Genomic DNA, 15,539 nt, shown 5'->3' with positions numbered 1-15,539 from the left:
CACCTTCCGGGACGGTCTCCCGGCTTGCAGGCGGCTCGGAGGCGCGCGACGCGCCACTTTCACCACCCGACGCCCCGTCTTGCGGCGCGATCGCGCCTCGATGGGGGTCTTCCACTCTCGTTTTCCTTCAGCGCCGCGCGAACCGGAAAGGACGCAGCGGGCGCGATCAACTCTTCTGTTGGCGACAGACTAGCAGCGACCGCGACAAACACCAAGGGCCAAAGCCGCCCTGCCTGGCGAGCTCCACACCCGCCTATCTTTAGGGTTGACTATTTCGCCTCGCCGTCTATATCCGGCGCATCCGACGACAAGCTCGACATCCGGTTCCGAACCGATCGCTTGGTCGGCAGCGTTGGGGAATAGGTTAACGGTAGACCCACGGACTCTGACTCCGTTAGTCCTGGTTCGAATCCAGGTTCCCCAGCCAGACTTTTTCAGAAGCCGATAACGCAGTCATTTCAGCATGTTACGCTGGGCGGGGTGTGGCTCGCGTACCTCTGACAGTACCTCTCTGCGTACCTCACATTCACGACAAGTCTGCTGGTCGTCAAACATCTCCGGGCCTGTTGATGCCTCGCGGCGGCACTTTCATGATGGCGCACTCATCCCCATCGTCCCGTCGGTGGAGTGGGCCAAGCCCGACGGCGTCTGCGGCATCCCTCATTCGAAGGGACGTGACTGGTCTTTGTCAAATGAATGCCGGGATCAGAAGCCGTGCCGGCGAAGTTCCGCTGCGATGCGTGCACGAGACTTCGTTTCGCGCGTGGGGAAAGCAGCAAAATAATCCGCCGCAGTGGCGTCGGGCTTGAGCTTGCGGATCATCTGTCGCCAGCGGGCCGCCTGCTCATGCCGCTCGGCCAGGCCGTTCGCGACGAGCGCGATCATGGCGATCAGATAGTGGGCTCCGGGCGTGGTGGCGGCACGGTCGGCCCAGCCGGCCGCGGCTTCATGGTCCTCCTGCTGTATCAGTATCTGTGCCCGAACACCGTGAATGCCGTAAAGCAGCGGGTCGAGAGGGCTCAGATTCAGCGCGGTGTCCAGTGCGGCGAGCGAGACCGGCGCATTTCCCGTGAGCATTGCGGTAAAAGCCGAGGCGTAGAAGCCTTGCGCGTAATTCGGGTTCAAAGCCGTTGCCCGCCCCAGCCAGTCGCTGGCGATGTCGGGCTCGTCGGAGAGCCAGAATGTGCGTCCCATCGTGAAGTTCGCAAACGGATCGAGCGGATCCAGTTCCAGCGCACGTTCGGCATGACGCCGCGCATCGCGCGAGGCCGACGCCGGATCGGGCGTCAGGCGCAGAAATGCTTCAAGGAAGCTGGTGAAGGACAATCCCGCATGGGCGCGCGCCAGTCGAGGATCCGCCCCGATTGCCCGCTCGAAACAACGCTTCGCCAGTGCGTTGTCGGCAGCAGTGAAGCGATAGAGATGACCGAGACCGATGTGATAGTTCGCCCAGGCGTCCAGGCCGGTCGGATCGCTTAGGCGCGCAATGCGCGCCTCGTTGTAAGGTATGTGGGCCTCGAGCGCCGATACAAGGTGCGCCACGATCCGCGCCCGCAAGTCGCCCACCTCGTCAACGGGTGCCGCAAGCCGGTCTGCCCAGATGATCTCGCGCGAGCTGGAATCGGTCAATTCAAGGGTCACCGCGATGGTGCGACCGGGATTCTCGATCACCCCCGACAGGACATAGCGCGCGGCAAGCGCCGTCGACACCAGATCGAGGTCGGAGGTGACCTTTCGGAAGCGGAAGGTCGACCCCCGCGCGATCACAGCAAGCCATCGCAGTCGCGACAAAGCTTCGATGATCTCGTGCGGGATCGCGTCGCCGAGGATAGCGAGTTCCGGCAACATCCCGAGTTGCTGGAAGGGCAGAACGGCGATCGACGGGCGCCCGCCTGGACGATCTGGCTGCGCGGGGAGATATGCCTCCGCAGTCGCATGTGCGGGAGACGAGTTGCTCACCTCCGGGACGAAGCGGAATCCTCGGCCATGAACCGTGCGGATCACGCCCTGTCGCACACCATCGTCGCCGACCGCCTGGCGAGCCGAGCGGATGCGACTGGAAATGCTGGCGTCTGAGACCGCCTCCCCCTGCCAGACGGCGGCAATGATTTCGTCCTTCGTGACCATGTGATCACGGTTTCGAACCAGATGGATCAGCAAGGAGAGCACTTGCGGCTCGACCCGCACTGGCTCGTTGCGGCAACTGAGCTGGAATCGCTCCGGGTCGAGTCGATAGGTGTCGAATGACCAGGCCATAAGAGTAGCATATCGCAGAATCGTCGGCTTCTACAGTACTTCTTCAGAACTCCTTCAAGCCTGCTCAAAGCGGATGGCGCACGTTAAGCGAGCGGAACGTGCCTCGCCAGTCAGAAGCAGAGAAGGAGCACAACGATGCAAGGCAACGCGACAGAAACACGACGGCTCGAAAGGCCGGTCCGACGCCTCGACATGAAAGAGTGCGGCGGAATCGCCATCGTCCAGATTGCCGATGGCAGCGCGGGAATGCACGCGATCTTCGAGCCCGGCTGGACCTGGGAGGCTGACGAGAAGCCGTTGCTGGGTTCGCCGGACTTCCTGCCCGATGCGACATACGCGCGACTGCATCTCGGGCAAGCTGGTGGTCCGCATGATCGACACCGGCATCCGTACCGGCGACTTCTTCGAAATACCGCCAGGACGTGATGCCTATGTTGAAGGCGCAGACCGGGTCGAATTGATCCTGTTCTCGCCGCCCGAGGACCACTGACACGCCGCCGATCGCGAGCATTCGCTTCGGCTCATGTAAACAAGAACGGAGATATTCGATGGACGCGAAGACAATGCGCACAACACAGGGGCGTGGCAGGCTTTTTGCCAGCGTCCTCGAAACCGTGGGCGACACCCCAACAATCCGGGTCAACAACCTCGCCCCGGCCGGTGTCGAACTCTATGTGAAGGCGGAAGCCTTCAATCCGGCTGGGTCGGTCAAGGACCGGCTGGCGCTCAACATCATCGAAGAGGCCGAACGCGACGGAAGTCTTAAGCCCGGCCAGACGGTGATCGAGGCAACGTCGGGCAATACCGGCATCGGCCTTGCCATGGTCTGCGCGGCGAAGGGCTACCCCTTGGTCGTGACCATGGCGGACAGTTTCTCGATCGAACGCCGCAAGCTGATGCGCATGCTCGGCGCCAAGGTCGTTCTCACACCGCGCGCCCAGAAAGGTTTCGGCATGTACAAGAAGGCCGTCGAACTGGCCGAGGCGAATGGCTGGTTCCTGGCGCGCCAGTTTGAGACCAAGGCAAACGCCGCCATTCACGAGGCGACGACAGCGCGCGAGATCATCAACGATTTTGCAGGATCGCGTCTCGACTGGTTCGTGACCGGCTACGGCACCGGCGGCACGGTGGCAGGGGTCGGCCGCGTGCTGCGCCGGGAGCGCCCCGAGACACGGATCGTGCTCGCCGAACCCGCCAACGCGCAACTGCTCGGCAGCGGTCATTTGCAGGAGCGAGAGCCCGGCGGCGCGCCGGCCTCGAGCCATCCCGCCTTCGAGCCCCATCCGATCCAGGGCTGGACGCCGGACTTCATTCCGCACGTGCTGCAGGACGCGATCGACGCCGGCCTCTACGACGACGTCACCGCCGTCGCCGGCGCGGACGGGATCAAATGGGCAAAGGCCCTCGCGCAGAAGGAGGGCATTCTGACCGGGATCTCCGGCGGCGCCAGCTTCGCCATTGCCCATCAGATCGCCGAACGGGCGCCAGCCGGCTCCGTCATCCTGTGCATGCTCCCCGACACCGGCGAGCGGTACATGACGACGCCGCTCTTCGACGGGATCGAGGCGGACATGCACGAGGAGGAACGCGCCCTCTCCCTTTCGACACCGGGCTTCCAACTTGTTGCCGCGTGATGGTGCTGCGAGGGAGTGACACGATGGACGCGATACGCAGTCCCGCAATCTCGGACACCGAGGAAACGCTCGATCCGGCCGACTGGAGCGATGTGCGGGCGCTTGCGCATCGAGTGGTCGATGACTCGATCGGTTATCTCCGCGACGTCCGGGAGCGTCCCGTGTGGCAGGGAATGCCGGACGCGGTGAAGGCCACATACGACGGGCCCCTGCCGCGGCTTCCGACACCGCTCGATGACGTCTACGGGCAGGTAGCCGAGAACCTGATGCCCTATCCGATGGGCAACATCCATCCTCGGTTTTGGTCCTGGTACATGGGGTCGAGCAACTTCACCGGCGCCCTTGCGGATTTCCTGGCCGCTGTCCAGGGATCGAACCTCGGCGGCGGCAACCATGCCGCCGCGTCGATGGACAACCAGGTGGTGAACTGGTGCAAGGAAATGATGGGCTTTCCCCGATCGGCCAGCGGCACGCTGGTCAGCGGCGGGTCGATGGCAAATCTGATTGCCCTCACCGTCGCACGCAACGTCAAGGCGGGAGCCAATGTCCGCGAAGACGGTGTTAGCGCCATCGGAAAACCCCTGCGCTTCTATGCTTCGGATCAGGTCCATAGCTGTCACCGCAAGGCAATGGAGGCACTGGGGCTTGGAAACAAGGCACTGCGTCGCATCCCCACGGACGCCAAGCTGCGGATCGACGTCGCAGCACTTCGTGCCGCGATTGCGGAAGATCGCGCGGCAGGCCTTCAACCGGCCTGCGTCATCGCCACAGCCGGCACGGTCAACACCGGCGCGATAGATGATCTGGACGCTATGGCAGACCTGGCGGCGGAAGAGACTCTCTGGCTTCACGTCGACGGCTGCATCGGCGCCCTGCTGGCCATCTCGGCTGCCAATGCCCATCGCGTCTCGGGCATCTCACGCGCCGATTCCGTGGCGCTCGACCCGCACAAATGGCTGCATGCCCCATTCGAGGTCGGTTGTGTCCTGATCCGCGACGCCTCAGCACATCGCGGCGCTTTTGCCGTCTCGCAGGAATATCTCGAGTCGACGCCGCGCGGCCTCGCGTCCGCCGAATGGCTGTATGAATACGGGCTGCAGACGACGCGCGGCTTCCGGGCGCTGAAGGTGTGGATGGCGCTGCAGGAACATGGCGTCGAGAAGTTCGGCCGCCTGATCGACCAGAACATCGCGCAGGCGCGCTATCTCACGGGACTGATCGAGCAGGAACCCCTGTTCCAACTGGTCGCGCCGACCAGCATCAACATCGTCTGCTTCCGCTATCGTCCCGAGGGTCTCGAAGAAGGTGCTCTCAAGGCGCTCAATATCGAGATCATGCTGCGGCTGCAGGAAGAAGGAATCGCCGCCCTTTCGGATACCACCGTCCATGGCGAGCATTGCCTGCGGGTGGCCATCAACAATCACCGGACCCGGCGCGCGGATCTGGACCTGCTGGTCGCAGAGACGCTGCGCCTTGGTGCGCTGCTGACGCGATGATAACCCGTTGAGCCAAGTGAGGCGTGAGCGTGCAGGACATCGATTACGTCGAAACGGGCGCCGTCCGATCGCCCTGCTTGCTCAAGGCCCCCACAGCACGCAGGCTGGCGGCAGGTCCATAAATCGCTGGTTTCGGGCAGAGCGCTCAAGCCTCGTCAAATGATCCGTAAACTGGTTGCAAAACAACTATGGTTTTCGCTGCACGCAAACTGCTACCACATTCCAGTAGGTTTTGAACGCAGTGAGATCTGCGACGGGCTTAAGGGAGTGAAATGATGGCAACGCTTTTTTTCGGCATGAACCAGTCACTGGATGGCTACGTGGATCATGATCGGATGACGCCGCCGAGCCCAAGGCTCTTTCGCCACTTCATTGACCAAACCGATCGACTTGCCGGTAGCCTTTACGGCCGCAATCTGTACGGCCTCATGCGCTACTGGGATGATGACCAGGCCGGCTGGGGAGGTGCCGAGTATGAATTCGCGGCAGCGTGGCGCAAGGCACCCAAATGGGTGGTATCCAGTACGCTAGGTTCGGTGGGGCCAAACGCCGAGCTCTTAGGATCGGACCTCGAGACCGAAGTGCGAAGGCTCAAGGCCGAGTTTGACGGGGAAATTGAGATCGGGGGACCCAACCTGGCGAGCAGGCTGACGGAGTTGGGTCTGATCGACGAGTATCGCATCTACCTTCATCCGGAAGTTCTCGGAAAAGGAACGCCATTCTTCGCTGCCGCTCGTCCGCCCTTGCGTCTGGTCAGTAGCGAACAGATCGACGACAATGTAATACGGATAAGCTACGCCCCCCTGCCCTGACGGTCCCGCTTAGTGACCTCGTCGGCGCATGCCATCAGTCCGCTGCCGACCTGGTTTGGCCGTTCAATGCCCGGCTCCAGCCGGAAGCGGACGGGCGCTTCTGGCCCCTGATCGATGGTGTCCTGCGAGGTTTCTCTCTCGGCCAAACAAGGCCGAGGAGAACTCACATGCGAGGGATCAGATGTACTCGATGCTGGTGCTGACCTGGCCTGCAAGGGCGATATCCTCGTCAGAAGCGATGAAATTGCCGAGGATGTCGCCGCGGCTCACGCCGCCGTTCTCCAGCTTGTCGAGGTAGTACTCGATGCCGCCCGCGTCGCCTTCACGATCAAGGATGTTCCGGTACATCGTCTCGATGAAGGTGAGGTTGTCGAGGCTGCCATAAAGGTTGGCAAACTCGTCCGAGGAGGCGAAGGCGTTCGCGATCGTGCCCAGGCTGACACCGTCATTGACGGCATCCAGCCAGAAGTTGATTCCGCCCAGATCCGGCAAGCGCCCATACAGGCCCTCGTAGGTCCGCTCCAGCGAGCCCACTTCGCTCTCTGCGATCGAGATCATGCTCCCATCGGCGAAGTTGAACATCTCGATCCCGCCGAGTTGCAACGTTCCGTCGGCACCACTCCGGTCCACGAAGACGACGCGGCCGTCTTCAACGGCAAGGTCGTAGTCGGCGAGGCTACCACCGCGCAGCTGAATCCCATCGATTCCGTCGCCGCCATCAATGATGTCGTTACCGCCGCCGCCGGTGAACTGGTTGTTGCCGCTGTTGCCGGTCATGCGGTTGTCACCGGTATTTCCGGTGGCGGAAATGTTCCCTGTGCCCGTCAGGGTCACGTTTTCGATGCCGTCCGGCAGGATCACCGAAAAGGGCGAGACGACCGTGTCGATGCCGGGAGTGGCAAACTTGGCCAACTGCTCTGGTGTCTGGGGCTCGTTGAGCGTGACGGTGGTGGAACCGTCAGGATTGGTGACGACGGTGGCGGGGCCGGGGGGCGTCGGAGGCGAGCCACCACCACCGCTATTTTGCGCCGTAACGCTGAAGTCCAACGCTCCGGTGATCGGACTAGACACAACGCCGTCCGTGACGCTGAGTCCAATGCTGGCTGTGCCGGTAGCCGATGCCGTGAAGGTCGCGTCGGCGATCGCGGCGTTGATCTGGGCCGGCGTACCCGTCAGCTGAATGCCGGCGGCGACTGCATCCACGTCGTCCAAGCCGCTGATGGTGCCATTCGTGGCCGTCAGGGTGAGGGTGAGCGTGTCGGCGCTGTCAGGATCGGAGATGGTGAAGTCGGGTAGAGCGGTCGATTGGCCAACGACAGCCGGGATCGAAACGCCAGGCAGACCGCTGAGGACCGGATCGTCGTTGACGGCGGTGACGGTGATCGCAACCGTATCGGTATCGACCCCTGCGCTGCCTCCCGTAGCACCCTTGTCGTCCGTTCGCACAGTAAGCGTATCAGGACCGCTGTAGTTGGCATCGGCCTGGTAGGCGACCTTGCCGGCTGCGATGAAGGCGTTGATGTCCTCAGCAGTGCCGGTCAGAGTCACCTCTCGGGCTCCGTCAGATCCACCAGTGACCGTTACGCTGCCGCCTGAGGTGGCGACGAGCGTGCCCTGTGTCACCGAGAGCTTCGTCTCGATCTCGGCGGAGCCGGCGTCTGGATCTTCGATCGAGATGCCGTCGATCGTCAGCAGTACGTCTTCTGATGCGCTGAAGGATGCAGGCACCGTGTTGACAGGCGGCAGGGGTGCTTGGACCGAATAGTTGTCTGATGTTGCCACGCCATCTCCGGCATTGCCGGAAGCATCCACCACACTGCTTATTGCTAGGGTGATAACGTTTGTTGTGTCTGTCACCCCTGTCGCGGGCGTGAAGGTAGCCGAATAGTTGATATTGTCCGATGTGGTCAGGTCGCTTAGCGTGCCATTTTCAACTGTGAAGTCCCCGAGGTCCAAGCCAGTGGTCTCTTCGGAGAAGGTGATTGTCAGCTGCGACGTTTCACCGGGTTCGAGCGTCGTGTCGGCCAAGGATAGAGTTGCAGTGGGCCTTACCAGATCATAGGAATAAGTGAGCGTATTCGAGGTGTATATCTCCCCTCCTGACTCCAACGTCAGATATATTTCGCGATCACCAGAGTCTGGCGGCGGACTTCCACCGTAGTCGATGGGATAGCTTCCATTGTTAAGTGGACCGTAGGCGGGAGAAAGCGACCCATTTATGGAAACGCGCACCAAACCACTTTCAACAAGGCCCGATAGTGTAAATCTTAAGGGTATGATGCCATTAGATTCGTTTATATTGACAACACCATCAGTCGCAAAGCTGTCTGCTACAATCGAAGGCGGCATTACATTTCCATCCATTATTTATTCTTCGGCAGGCAAAAGTCGGCAAGAAATGAGCAAGGTAATCCAATAAACGACTTCGGAGACGTCATTGGCTCTCCCCCCAACATCTGCAGTTGGTGCCAGTTCGGAGATCACCCCTCGGCGGGCTTCACGCAGTCTCGATCCAGTCCGATCTCTGGAACAGCGCGTCCAACTGCATGCCGACTTCATCAGCGAGGACGAAGTTGAGCGCGATCTCGGTGTGGCTTGCGCCATCCTCAAGGCGTTCGACCCAGTAGTCGCTCTCTCCCGTGCCGGCCTGCCGGTCGAGGAAGCCGTCATAGAGATAGTCGACGAACTCGGCTGGCGTCGTCTCTGCGATGCGCTCGTTGAACTCGGCCGAATTGAAGAAGCTTTCCGCGATGGAGAAGACGTCATTGCCGTCGGCGCTGATGCCCATCCAGAAAGCAAACCCGTCCGGATCGAGTTCGCGGCCGAGGAAGGTTTCATACAGACCGGCGATAACGACCTGGCTGGTTGCGAACAGCGGCACGCTGCCGTCGGCAAACTCCAGCTCGGCGACGTTGGCGATGCGGGTGACGTCACCCGTCGCCACCGTCGTTACCTCGGCGACACCGTCGACAATCGCCATCTCATAGTCGGAAGACGGGCCGCCGAAGCGCACGACGTTGTCGCCCCACCCTCCATCGACAGTGTCGTTGCCGCCACTGGCGATGATCGTGGTGTTGCCGGAGTTGCCGTAGATGACATTGTCGAGTTCGTTGCCCTCGACGGAATAGTCGCCCTCGCCCATGAGATAGGCGTTTTCGAGATCCTCGCCCAGGACAACGCTGCCATCAATCTGCACCTCGTCGACCGTATCGGGGTTGCCGATGACGGTGACCGGCGATCCGTCGGCGTTCGCGGTTGCCCCCACCGCTACCACACTGCCGGGAATGAATATTGGTGGGCCAGCACCCAGATCGGGATCTGTATCGGGATCGGGACCTGGATTAGGGTTAGGGTTAGGGTTAGGGTTAGGGCTGCCGCCGGTCGGAACGTTGACCGTTATGCTGCCTAAATCATAATTGCTTTGGAACCAACCATAGCGATTGGGGTTGCCCGCCGCATCCTCGAAGGGGCGGACTTGAAAATTCGTTCCATCAAGCCCATCCAGATCGACGTCAGCAGCCTGGATTTGGTATTCGAACACAAATTCGCTCTCGTACCCGTCAGCTTGCGGCAAGAGCTCGGTCTCGACAGTCTTCCCATCCAGAAACACGTTGAAGAAAGGTGTGGATTCGCCTGTGTAGCGAACATTCTCGCTGAAGTTGACGGTGAAACGCAGAACATCGCCCGTCACATAGTTTCCGGCTGCCGGTCCATCCACGAAAGTAATTGCTGGCTGGATATTGTCGTCGACCGAGATGGTGAAGTCATTTTCGAACGTAAGGCCGGCTGCATCCGTCGTGCGGACACGAATGTCATATTCACCTTGCGTGAGCGAAGCGGGATCATTGATGGTGAGTGCCTCGCCGTTGATCGCGAAAAGAGCGTTGTCTGCGCCCCCGTCGACTAGGCTATAGCTATGCGAATCGTCCGCATCGGAATCCGTCGTCGTGAATGTGCCAACGGTCGCGTTTGCACCTTCCGAATGAGCCACTGTCTGCGAATCCAGAGTAAGCGCAGTTGGTGCATAGTTGGCTTTGTCGTTGACGGTGATATCTGTCGGGTCGAAGTCGAGTGGAAAGTGATCGTCGACCATGGAGTTCAGCTTGTTGCCGGCCTCATCCACGTAGGAGCCGTAGGATTGCTCGAAGCCAAGCTGAATGCCGTCCAGGTCCTGATCGCCAGCCTGGACGACATACTCGAACGTCGATTGAGTGAAAAACGTCTCAGTGGGCGAAACGAGCGGGACAAACTTATATGCTTCGCCGATAGCGAGAAAGACGACAGGCTGAAAATCGCCCGTCAGCTGAACGTGCTCGCTGAAATTCACCGTAAAGCTCAGTGTGTCTCCAGTTTGATAGCTGCCTTCTGCCGGTCCCTCCACTGACGTGATGGTTGGATGAACGTCGACCGAGATGGTGAAGTCTTCTTCGAACGTCAGGCCATCAGCATCGGTCGTGCGAATGCGAATGTCGTAGTCGCCTTCCGAGACAGTTGCAAAATCGTTCAGTCTTAATTCATCACCGACTACGGAGAAAAGGCTGTTGTCGGCACCGCCTGAGACCAGGCTGTAGCTGTGGGTGTCGCCCGCATCGGGATCCGACGTCGTGAAGGTGCCGACGGTTCCGTACGGGCCAGCAGAAGTCGGATCGACGGTCACCGAGTCCAGTGCAATCGCGGTCGGAGCTTCTCCGATTGCGGTCAGGGAAACGTCATTTCCGTCGCCGCCTTGATATGTGATCTGAAAGTCTTGGCCGTCGAAACGAACGATCGAGTCTTCTGCCAATCCTACGAAAGAGCCGGACACCCCATCACCATCATCATTATCAATGATGATGAAGCTGTGGCCGATAGCTGGCGCGAACGAGTCGAGGAAGGACAGGTCGAGTTCGCCAGCCAGTGTCACGGTCCCTTCAACATCGATCTGGTCATACTGGTCCGACGCGGTTCCTGCGATCTCCACCTGAAGCGTTGATCCGGCATGAAGGTGGAGATCGCCAGTGGAGAGAACGCCGACGCTGTTTCCGGCAGCCAATGTCGCTCCGGATTCGATCGACACAGCGCCAGTGGAACCTTCGCCGTTCAGTTGCGTGCCAGCCAAGGCAACAATCGAAGACGTGACTGAGCCATCAACCGCGAGCATTCCCTCGCTGAGTGTCAAGCCACCGGTGAATGAATTGACGCCGGTGAGGGTAAGCGTACCGGTGCCTTCCTTTATGACAGACCCACTACCCGTAATTGAATTGCCGAGGCTGATGTCTTCATCCTGGCCGAGGGTGAGCGATCCTGCTTGAACTTCGAGAGCGCCATCGAGCTGCCAGTTGTTCTTCAACGCAAGGTGATTGACTCCACCGGCAAAGGTGATTGCACTGGCATGTGCATTCGTCCCGGGGCTTTGGCCACCAGCGACAGTGCCCCCGTCGATTGTAATTGTAAGATCCTGCCCATAGATGCCCGTGCCGCCTGAAGCGCCGTTTCCTTCCTGATTATATGGACCGCCATGTTGGCCGCCGTTGCCGCCAGAGACATTGCCGCTGATCGTCAGGCTTGACCGCGTGCCGATGAGGTACAGTCCGACGCCACCATCCCCGCCGTATCCACCGGAGAATCCACTCAAGCCATCTCCACCCCTGCCGCCATTCCCGCCAGTGATGTCGAGAGCCGCTTCGAGATCTCCACCGTTGGTCTCGACATAGCCATATCCTCCGGCCCCGCCGCCGCCGCCGTTGCCGAATCTCACTGGCTCAGAACCGTCGCCACCGTTGGTGCCCAGAAAGTCCGAATTTGGAAGTCCGGCCCCAACCCCTCCATGGCTTCCGCCCGAACCACCGTTCCCTCCCGACGCGGTAAACCCGCTTTGGCCACGGCCACCCGCACCGCCGGCTTGCCCAGCACCGCCGCCACCACCGCCCGTAAGACTGCTCTGGATTTCAACGGCATCTTTACCAGCAGCGCCCGGCCCCAATGGCTGCGACACACCACCGGCACCAGCATCCGCCGGATTCCCTCCGCCTGCACCACCAGCCATACTAATCACCCTCTTCCCTATGCAATGAGTTGATGGCTTCGATGACGTCGCAACTGCTCAAGTGCAATGGCCATTATTTTGATATGTGATATGCCTACCCGGAATATTGCTGCGATAGGCAGACGGCGATTGATATCTTTCGCCGCCTGACACACCACGCTGCACTATTCGCGATATGCCTCCGCACTCAGGACATTCGATCTGAAAATGAATGACTCGCCGTCTGACACTCCCAATGGTGCTCACGCACGCGACCTGCGCCGGGTCGATCTCAACCTGCTTGTGATCTTCGAGGCGATCCACAAGACCGGCAGCGTGAGCCAGGCCGCGCAGACACTCGGCATGAGCCAGCCGACGGTGAGCAATGCTCTGAACCGCTTGCGCGCACAGTTTTCCGATAAGCTCTTTGTGCGTTTCGATCGTGGCGTCCGTCCGACGCCCTTCGCGCTAAGTCTGGCAGGTCCGATCGCCGAGGCGTTGAACACCCTGCGGGGCGGACTGCAGTTGGAAGCCGATTTCGATGTCCGCACGGCCAACAGGCACTTCAGGCTCATCCTCCACGACTACAGCGTGCCGTCGGTCCTTCCCCCGCTGCTGCGCATTCTCGATCACCCGGAGTCCAGTTGCAGCGTCGAGATCATCACGCCCGACTGGATGCGACCGCATGACGGTCTTGCCAGCGGTGAGGCCGACCTCATGCTTGACGTCTATCCACAAAAGACGCCGGGCCTCGTTTTCGAGCCTGTCGCGGAGGCCGAGGCTGTCTGCATCGTGCGGGAAGGCCATCCGACCATCGGGCATGAGCTGACACGAGAGCTTTTTGAAGCCAGCGGCCATGCCGTTCTCAAGAGCCAGATCCAACGGCGTCTTCAGGTGCCCCACATGCTGATGGCGGAAAGCCTCACGCGCCGGGAAGTCTGCGTCCTGCCCAACGCCTCCGATCTCGCGACCACCGTCTCCATCTCGAACCTGATCGCCGTCGTTCCCAAGCGATATGCCAAGCTGGTGGCGCCGATCTACAGGCTTCGGGTACTGCCCGCACCTTTCGACTATCCGAAACTGAAGATGTTTCTGGCCTGGCCGGAGGACAAAGCCAATGATCCAGGGCTGCGCTGGATTCGCAATGTCATCCGCAGCATCTTTGGCAAGCAAGATACCTAGCCCAGATGATAATGCTCCAAGGCGCTTGGCTGTCATTGGCGTGTGCGTGGGCGCGGTAGGTCAAATCGCCAAATCGTGGTAGCCGGTGAATCAACATGCAAAAGAGGAGCGAACTGTGACTGAGGCCACCGTGATCGAGGCAATTGATGCCATCTATGTTTCACTCCGATCGGACAATGCGGACCTCGACACGCATATAGCCTCCCTCAAGAAAGCGATGGCCCGGGAGGGTGTCAAAGAAGCAGTTTTTGATCCGACCAAGTTGGCACAAAACAACCGTTCAGGCCGCAAGACGATGCAGGCCTATTTCCGCCAGCGCGGCGTGATCGTGACATTTTCCTGACGGACCTTTTGCTCGGAGCAGCGCAGCGCACAGACCAGGTGATTTAGCTGGAATGTCCGCTGCGCATTGCCCGGCTCCGTTGTCACGTCACCCTTTCCTGCGGATGCGATGCCAGATGGAGGCTTTCCGCGAAGCGGTCCGCGTCCACGGGTGCGCCGAACAGATAGCCCTGCCCGATCTGGCATCCCATGCCGGCCAGCAATGCGCGCTGATCTTCGGTCTCCACCCCCTCCGCAACGACCGCCAGTCCGAGGGCGCGGCCGAGATCGATGATGGCCTGAACGATGACCATCTTCGACGGACTTGCGGCGAGTTCGCCGACGAAGCTCCGGTCGATCTTGATCTCCGTTACGGGGAATGCCTCGAGCAGGCGGAGGTTCGAATAGCCGGTCCCGAAATCATCGACGGACAGGCCGACACCGATGTCCCGTAGCCGGCGGAACGCGTCCCGCATTGCGGGCGTATCGTTGAGAAAGACGCTCTCGGTGATCTCCAGCGTCAGCCAGCCTGGTTCGGCTCCGGTCTGGCGCAGGATGCGGTCCAGCAGATCGGCCATGTCGCGGTGCAGGAACTCCGTGGCGGACACGTTTACGGAGAAGCGCAGCGGGCGGTCGCGGCACTCGTTGACGCGTCGTGCAAAACCCGCCACGGACGCGAGGCCACGCTCGCCGAGATCGAGCAGCAGTCCGCTGCGTTCTGCCGCCTCGATGAACAGGCCCGGCGGCTGGCTGCCGAACAATGGGTGGTTCCAACGTATCAGGGCTTCGGCCCCCACGAGAACGCCGGTTGAAAGCTCGATCTGCGGCTGAAAATGGTAGACGAACTCGTCGTTTGCGATCGCGACCTTCAACTCGCGGGTCATCCGGACGCGGCGGCGAGCCTCTTCCGCATCCGCGTGGCGGAACCCGCGCGGCCCGCCGAGCGGGTCCAGCTTGGCCGCGCGCAGAGCGGCACTCGCATTCCGGATCAGCGAGATCGTATTGCCGCCCGATTCACCGAGCGCGTAGCCGATGGCAAAACGCAGGGAGACATTTGCCCCGGGGATCATGAAGTCGGTTGAAAGCATGGCGGAGATGTCGCTCGCGATCTGCGGCCCGCTCTCCGCGTCCGGCAACTCGAAGGCCATGGCAAACTCATTCGCTCCGACCCGGGCGACCAGGCTGGCACCAGTATCACGGAGACGGCGCCCGATCTCCTGCAGGAGCGTATCTCCCACGTCGAAGCCATATCCGGCGTTGATATCGTGGAAGCCGACCACGTCCAGCTTCACGATCATGATCGGTCCCGCAGGCATTGAGAAACGCCGTTGCGCCGCAACCATGAACGACTGACGGTTGAGGCATCCCGTTGCGAAGTCGAGATTCGCCGCGCGATCCAGCGCGATCTCCGTATGCCGGATTGCCGACACATCCCGCAGAATGCCGAAATAGAGAAGGTCGTCGCCGACCACGATCGGTCGGAGGCTGAGGTTGTTCCAGAACGCCGAGCCGTCCTTGCGATAGTTTCGCAACGTGACGTCCACCGGCTGGCCGTTCTCAAGAGCAGCGCGGATGAGTGCGACCTCCGGCTGATCGCGTTCGGTGCCCTGAAGGTAGCGGCAGTCCCTTCCAAGCGCCTCGTGACGCTCATATCCCGTCAGTCGTTCGAAGGCCTTGTTGACATACAGGAGAGGCGCGCTTTCCGCCGAAACGCGGGCGATCGCGACGCCATCGGACAGGTCTTCGACAAGATGCGGGAATATCAATGCATGCATGAAGCCGGAATCGGGATTCCCGGCGCTGTCCGTCGAACCTGGCTCGATACTCATTCCGT

Annotated in this window: 10 protein-coding genes and 1 tRNA gene; 7 read left to right on the top strand and 4 right to left on the bottom strand. The window is 60.8% G+C overall.

Translation table 11 applies throughout. From position 1 onward, the window contains the following. Nucleotides 1-353 precede the first annotated feature (353 nt). Nucleotides 354-427: transfer RNA gene (locus tag AAFN84_RS03910), tRNA-Gln, on the top strand. 278 nt (nucleotides 428-705) lie between these two features. On the opposite strand, the gene AAFN84_RS03905 is transcribed toward AAFN84_RS03910, so the two are convergent. Then, nucleotides 706-2,256, bottom strand: coding sequence for a winged helix-turn-helix domain-containing protein (locus AAFN84_RS03905; protein ID WP_347513194.1), 1,551 nt, complete (start codon nucleotides 2,254-2,256; stop codon nucleotides 706-708). A gap of 325 nt (nucleotides 2,257-2,581) precedes the next feature. Here AAFN84_RS03905 and AAFN84_RS03900 point away from each other — a divergent pair, with 325 nt between their 5' ends. The 4 genes from AAFN84_RS03900 to AAFN84_RS03885 all read left to right on the top strand — a co-directional run bounded on the left by AAFN84_RS03900 (nucleotide 2,582) and on the right by AAFN84_RS03885 (nucleotide 6,198). After that, complete coding sequence (locus tag AAFN84_RS03900; protein WP_347513193.1) at nucleotides 2,582-2,746, top strand: hypothetical protein; 165 nt, start codon at nucleotides 2,582-2,584, stop codon at nucleotides 2,744-2,746. 58 nt (nucleotides 2,747-2,804) lie between these two features. Next, the gene (locus AAFN84_RS03895; protein WP_347513192.1) at nucleotides 2,805-3,890 is read left to right on the top strand and encodes a pyridoxal-phosphate dependent enzyme; all 1,086 of its coding nucleotides are present in this window, start codon (nucleotides 2,805-2,807) and stop codon (nucleotides 3,888-3,890) included. Nucleotides 3,891-3,913: 23 nt separating this feature from the next. Continuing rightward, nucleotides 3,914-5,386: an aspartate aminotransferase family protein gene (locus AAFN84_RS03890; RefSeq protein WP_347513191.1), complete on the top strand. Its 1,473-nt coding sequence runs from the start codon at nucleotides 3,914-3,916 to the stop codon at nucleotides 5,384-5,386. Between the two features lie 275 nt (nucleotides 5,387-5,661). Continuing rightward, a complete protein-coding gene (locus AAFN84_RS03885; protein ID WP_347513190.1) occupies nucleotides 5,662-6,198 on the top strand; it encodes a dihydrofolate reductase family protein in 537 nt (178 codons plus the stop codon). A 177-nt stretch (nucleotides 6,199-6,375) separates the two neighbouring features. Here AAFN84_RS03885 and AAFN84_RS03880 read toward each other — a convergent pair whose 3' ends face one another. Together AAFN84_RS03880 and AAFN84_RS03875 are read right to left on the bottom strand one after the other, a co-directional pair. After that, the gene (locus AAFN84_RS03880; protein ID WP_347513189.1) at nucleotides 6,376-8,547 is read right to left on the bottom strand and encodes an Ig-like domain-containing protein; all 2,172 of its coding nucleotides are present in this window, start codon (nucleotides 8,545-8,547) and stop codon (nucleotides 6,376-6,378) included. A gap of 148 nt (nucleotides 8,548-8,695) precedes the next feature. Beyond that, nucleotides 8,696-12,223 (bottom strand): DUF4214 domain-containing protein, encoded by a 3,528-nt coding sequence (locus tag AAFN84_RS03875; RefSeq protein ID WP_347513188.1) that lies wholly within the window; start codon nucleotides 12,221-12,223, stop codon nucleotides 8,696-8,698. 207 nt (nucleotides 12,224-12,430) lie between these two features. On the opposite strand from AAFN84_RS03875, the gene AAFN84_RS03870 reads away from it, so the two are divergent. Together AAFN84_RS03870 and AAFN84_RS03865 are read left to right on the top strand one after the other, a co-directional pair. Next, nucleotides 12,431-13,384: a LysR family transcriptional regulator gene (locus tag AAFN84_RS03870; RefSeq protein ID WP_347513187.1), complete on the top strand. Its 954-nt coding sequence runs from the start codon at nucleotides 12,431-12,433 to the stop codon at nucleotides 13,382-13,384. A gap of 115 nt (nucleotides 13,385-13,499) precedes the next feature. Further along, the gene (locus AAFN84_RS03865; protein ID WP_347513186.1) at nucleotides 13,500-13,727 is read left to right on the top strand and encodes a hypothetical protein; all 228 of its coding nucleotides are present in this window, start codon (nucleotides 13,500-13,502) and stop codon (nucleotides 13,725-13,727) included. An 82-nt stretch (nucleotides 13,728-13,809) separates the two neighbouring features. Here AAFN84_RS03865 and AAFN84_RS03860 read toward each other — a convergent pair whose 3' ends face one another. Continuing rightward, a complete protein-coding gene (locus AAFN84_RS03860) occupies nucleotides 13,810-15,534 on the bottom strand; it encodes an EAL domain-containing protein (protein ID WP_347513185.1) in 1,725 nt (574 codons plus the stop codon). Nucleotides 15,535-15,539 lie beyond the last annotated feature (5 nt).

It is taken from the genome of Mesorhizobium sp. CAU 1741, from assembly GCF_039839275.1.
Taxonomy (GTDB): Bacteria; Pseudomonadota; Alphaproteobacteria; order Rhizobiales; family Rhizobiaceae; genus Aerobium.
The sequence above is the reverse complement of the archived record's forward strand: the minus strand, read 5'-3'. Positions and strand labels throughout refer to the sequence as shown.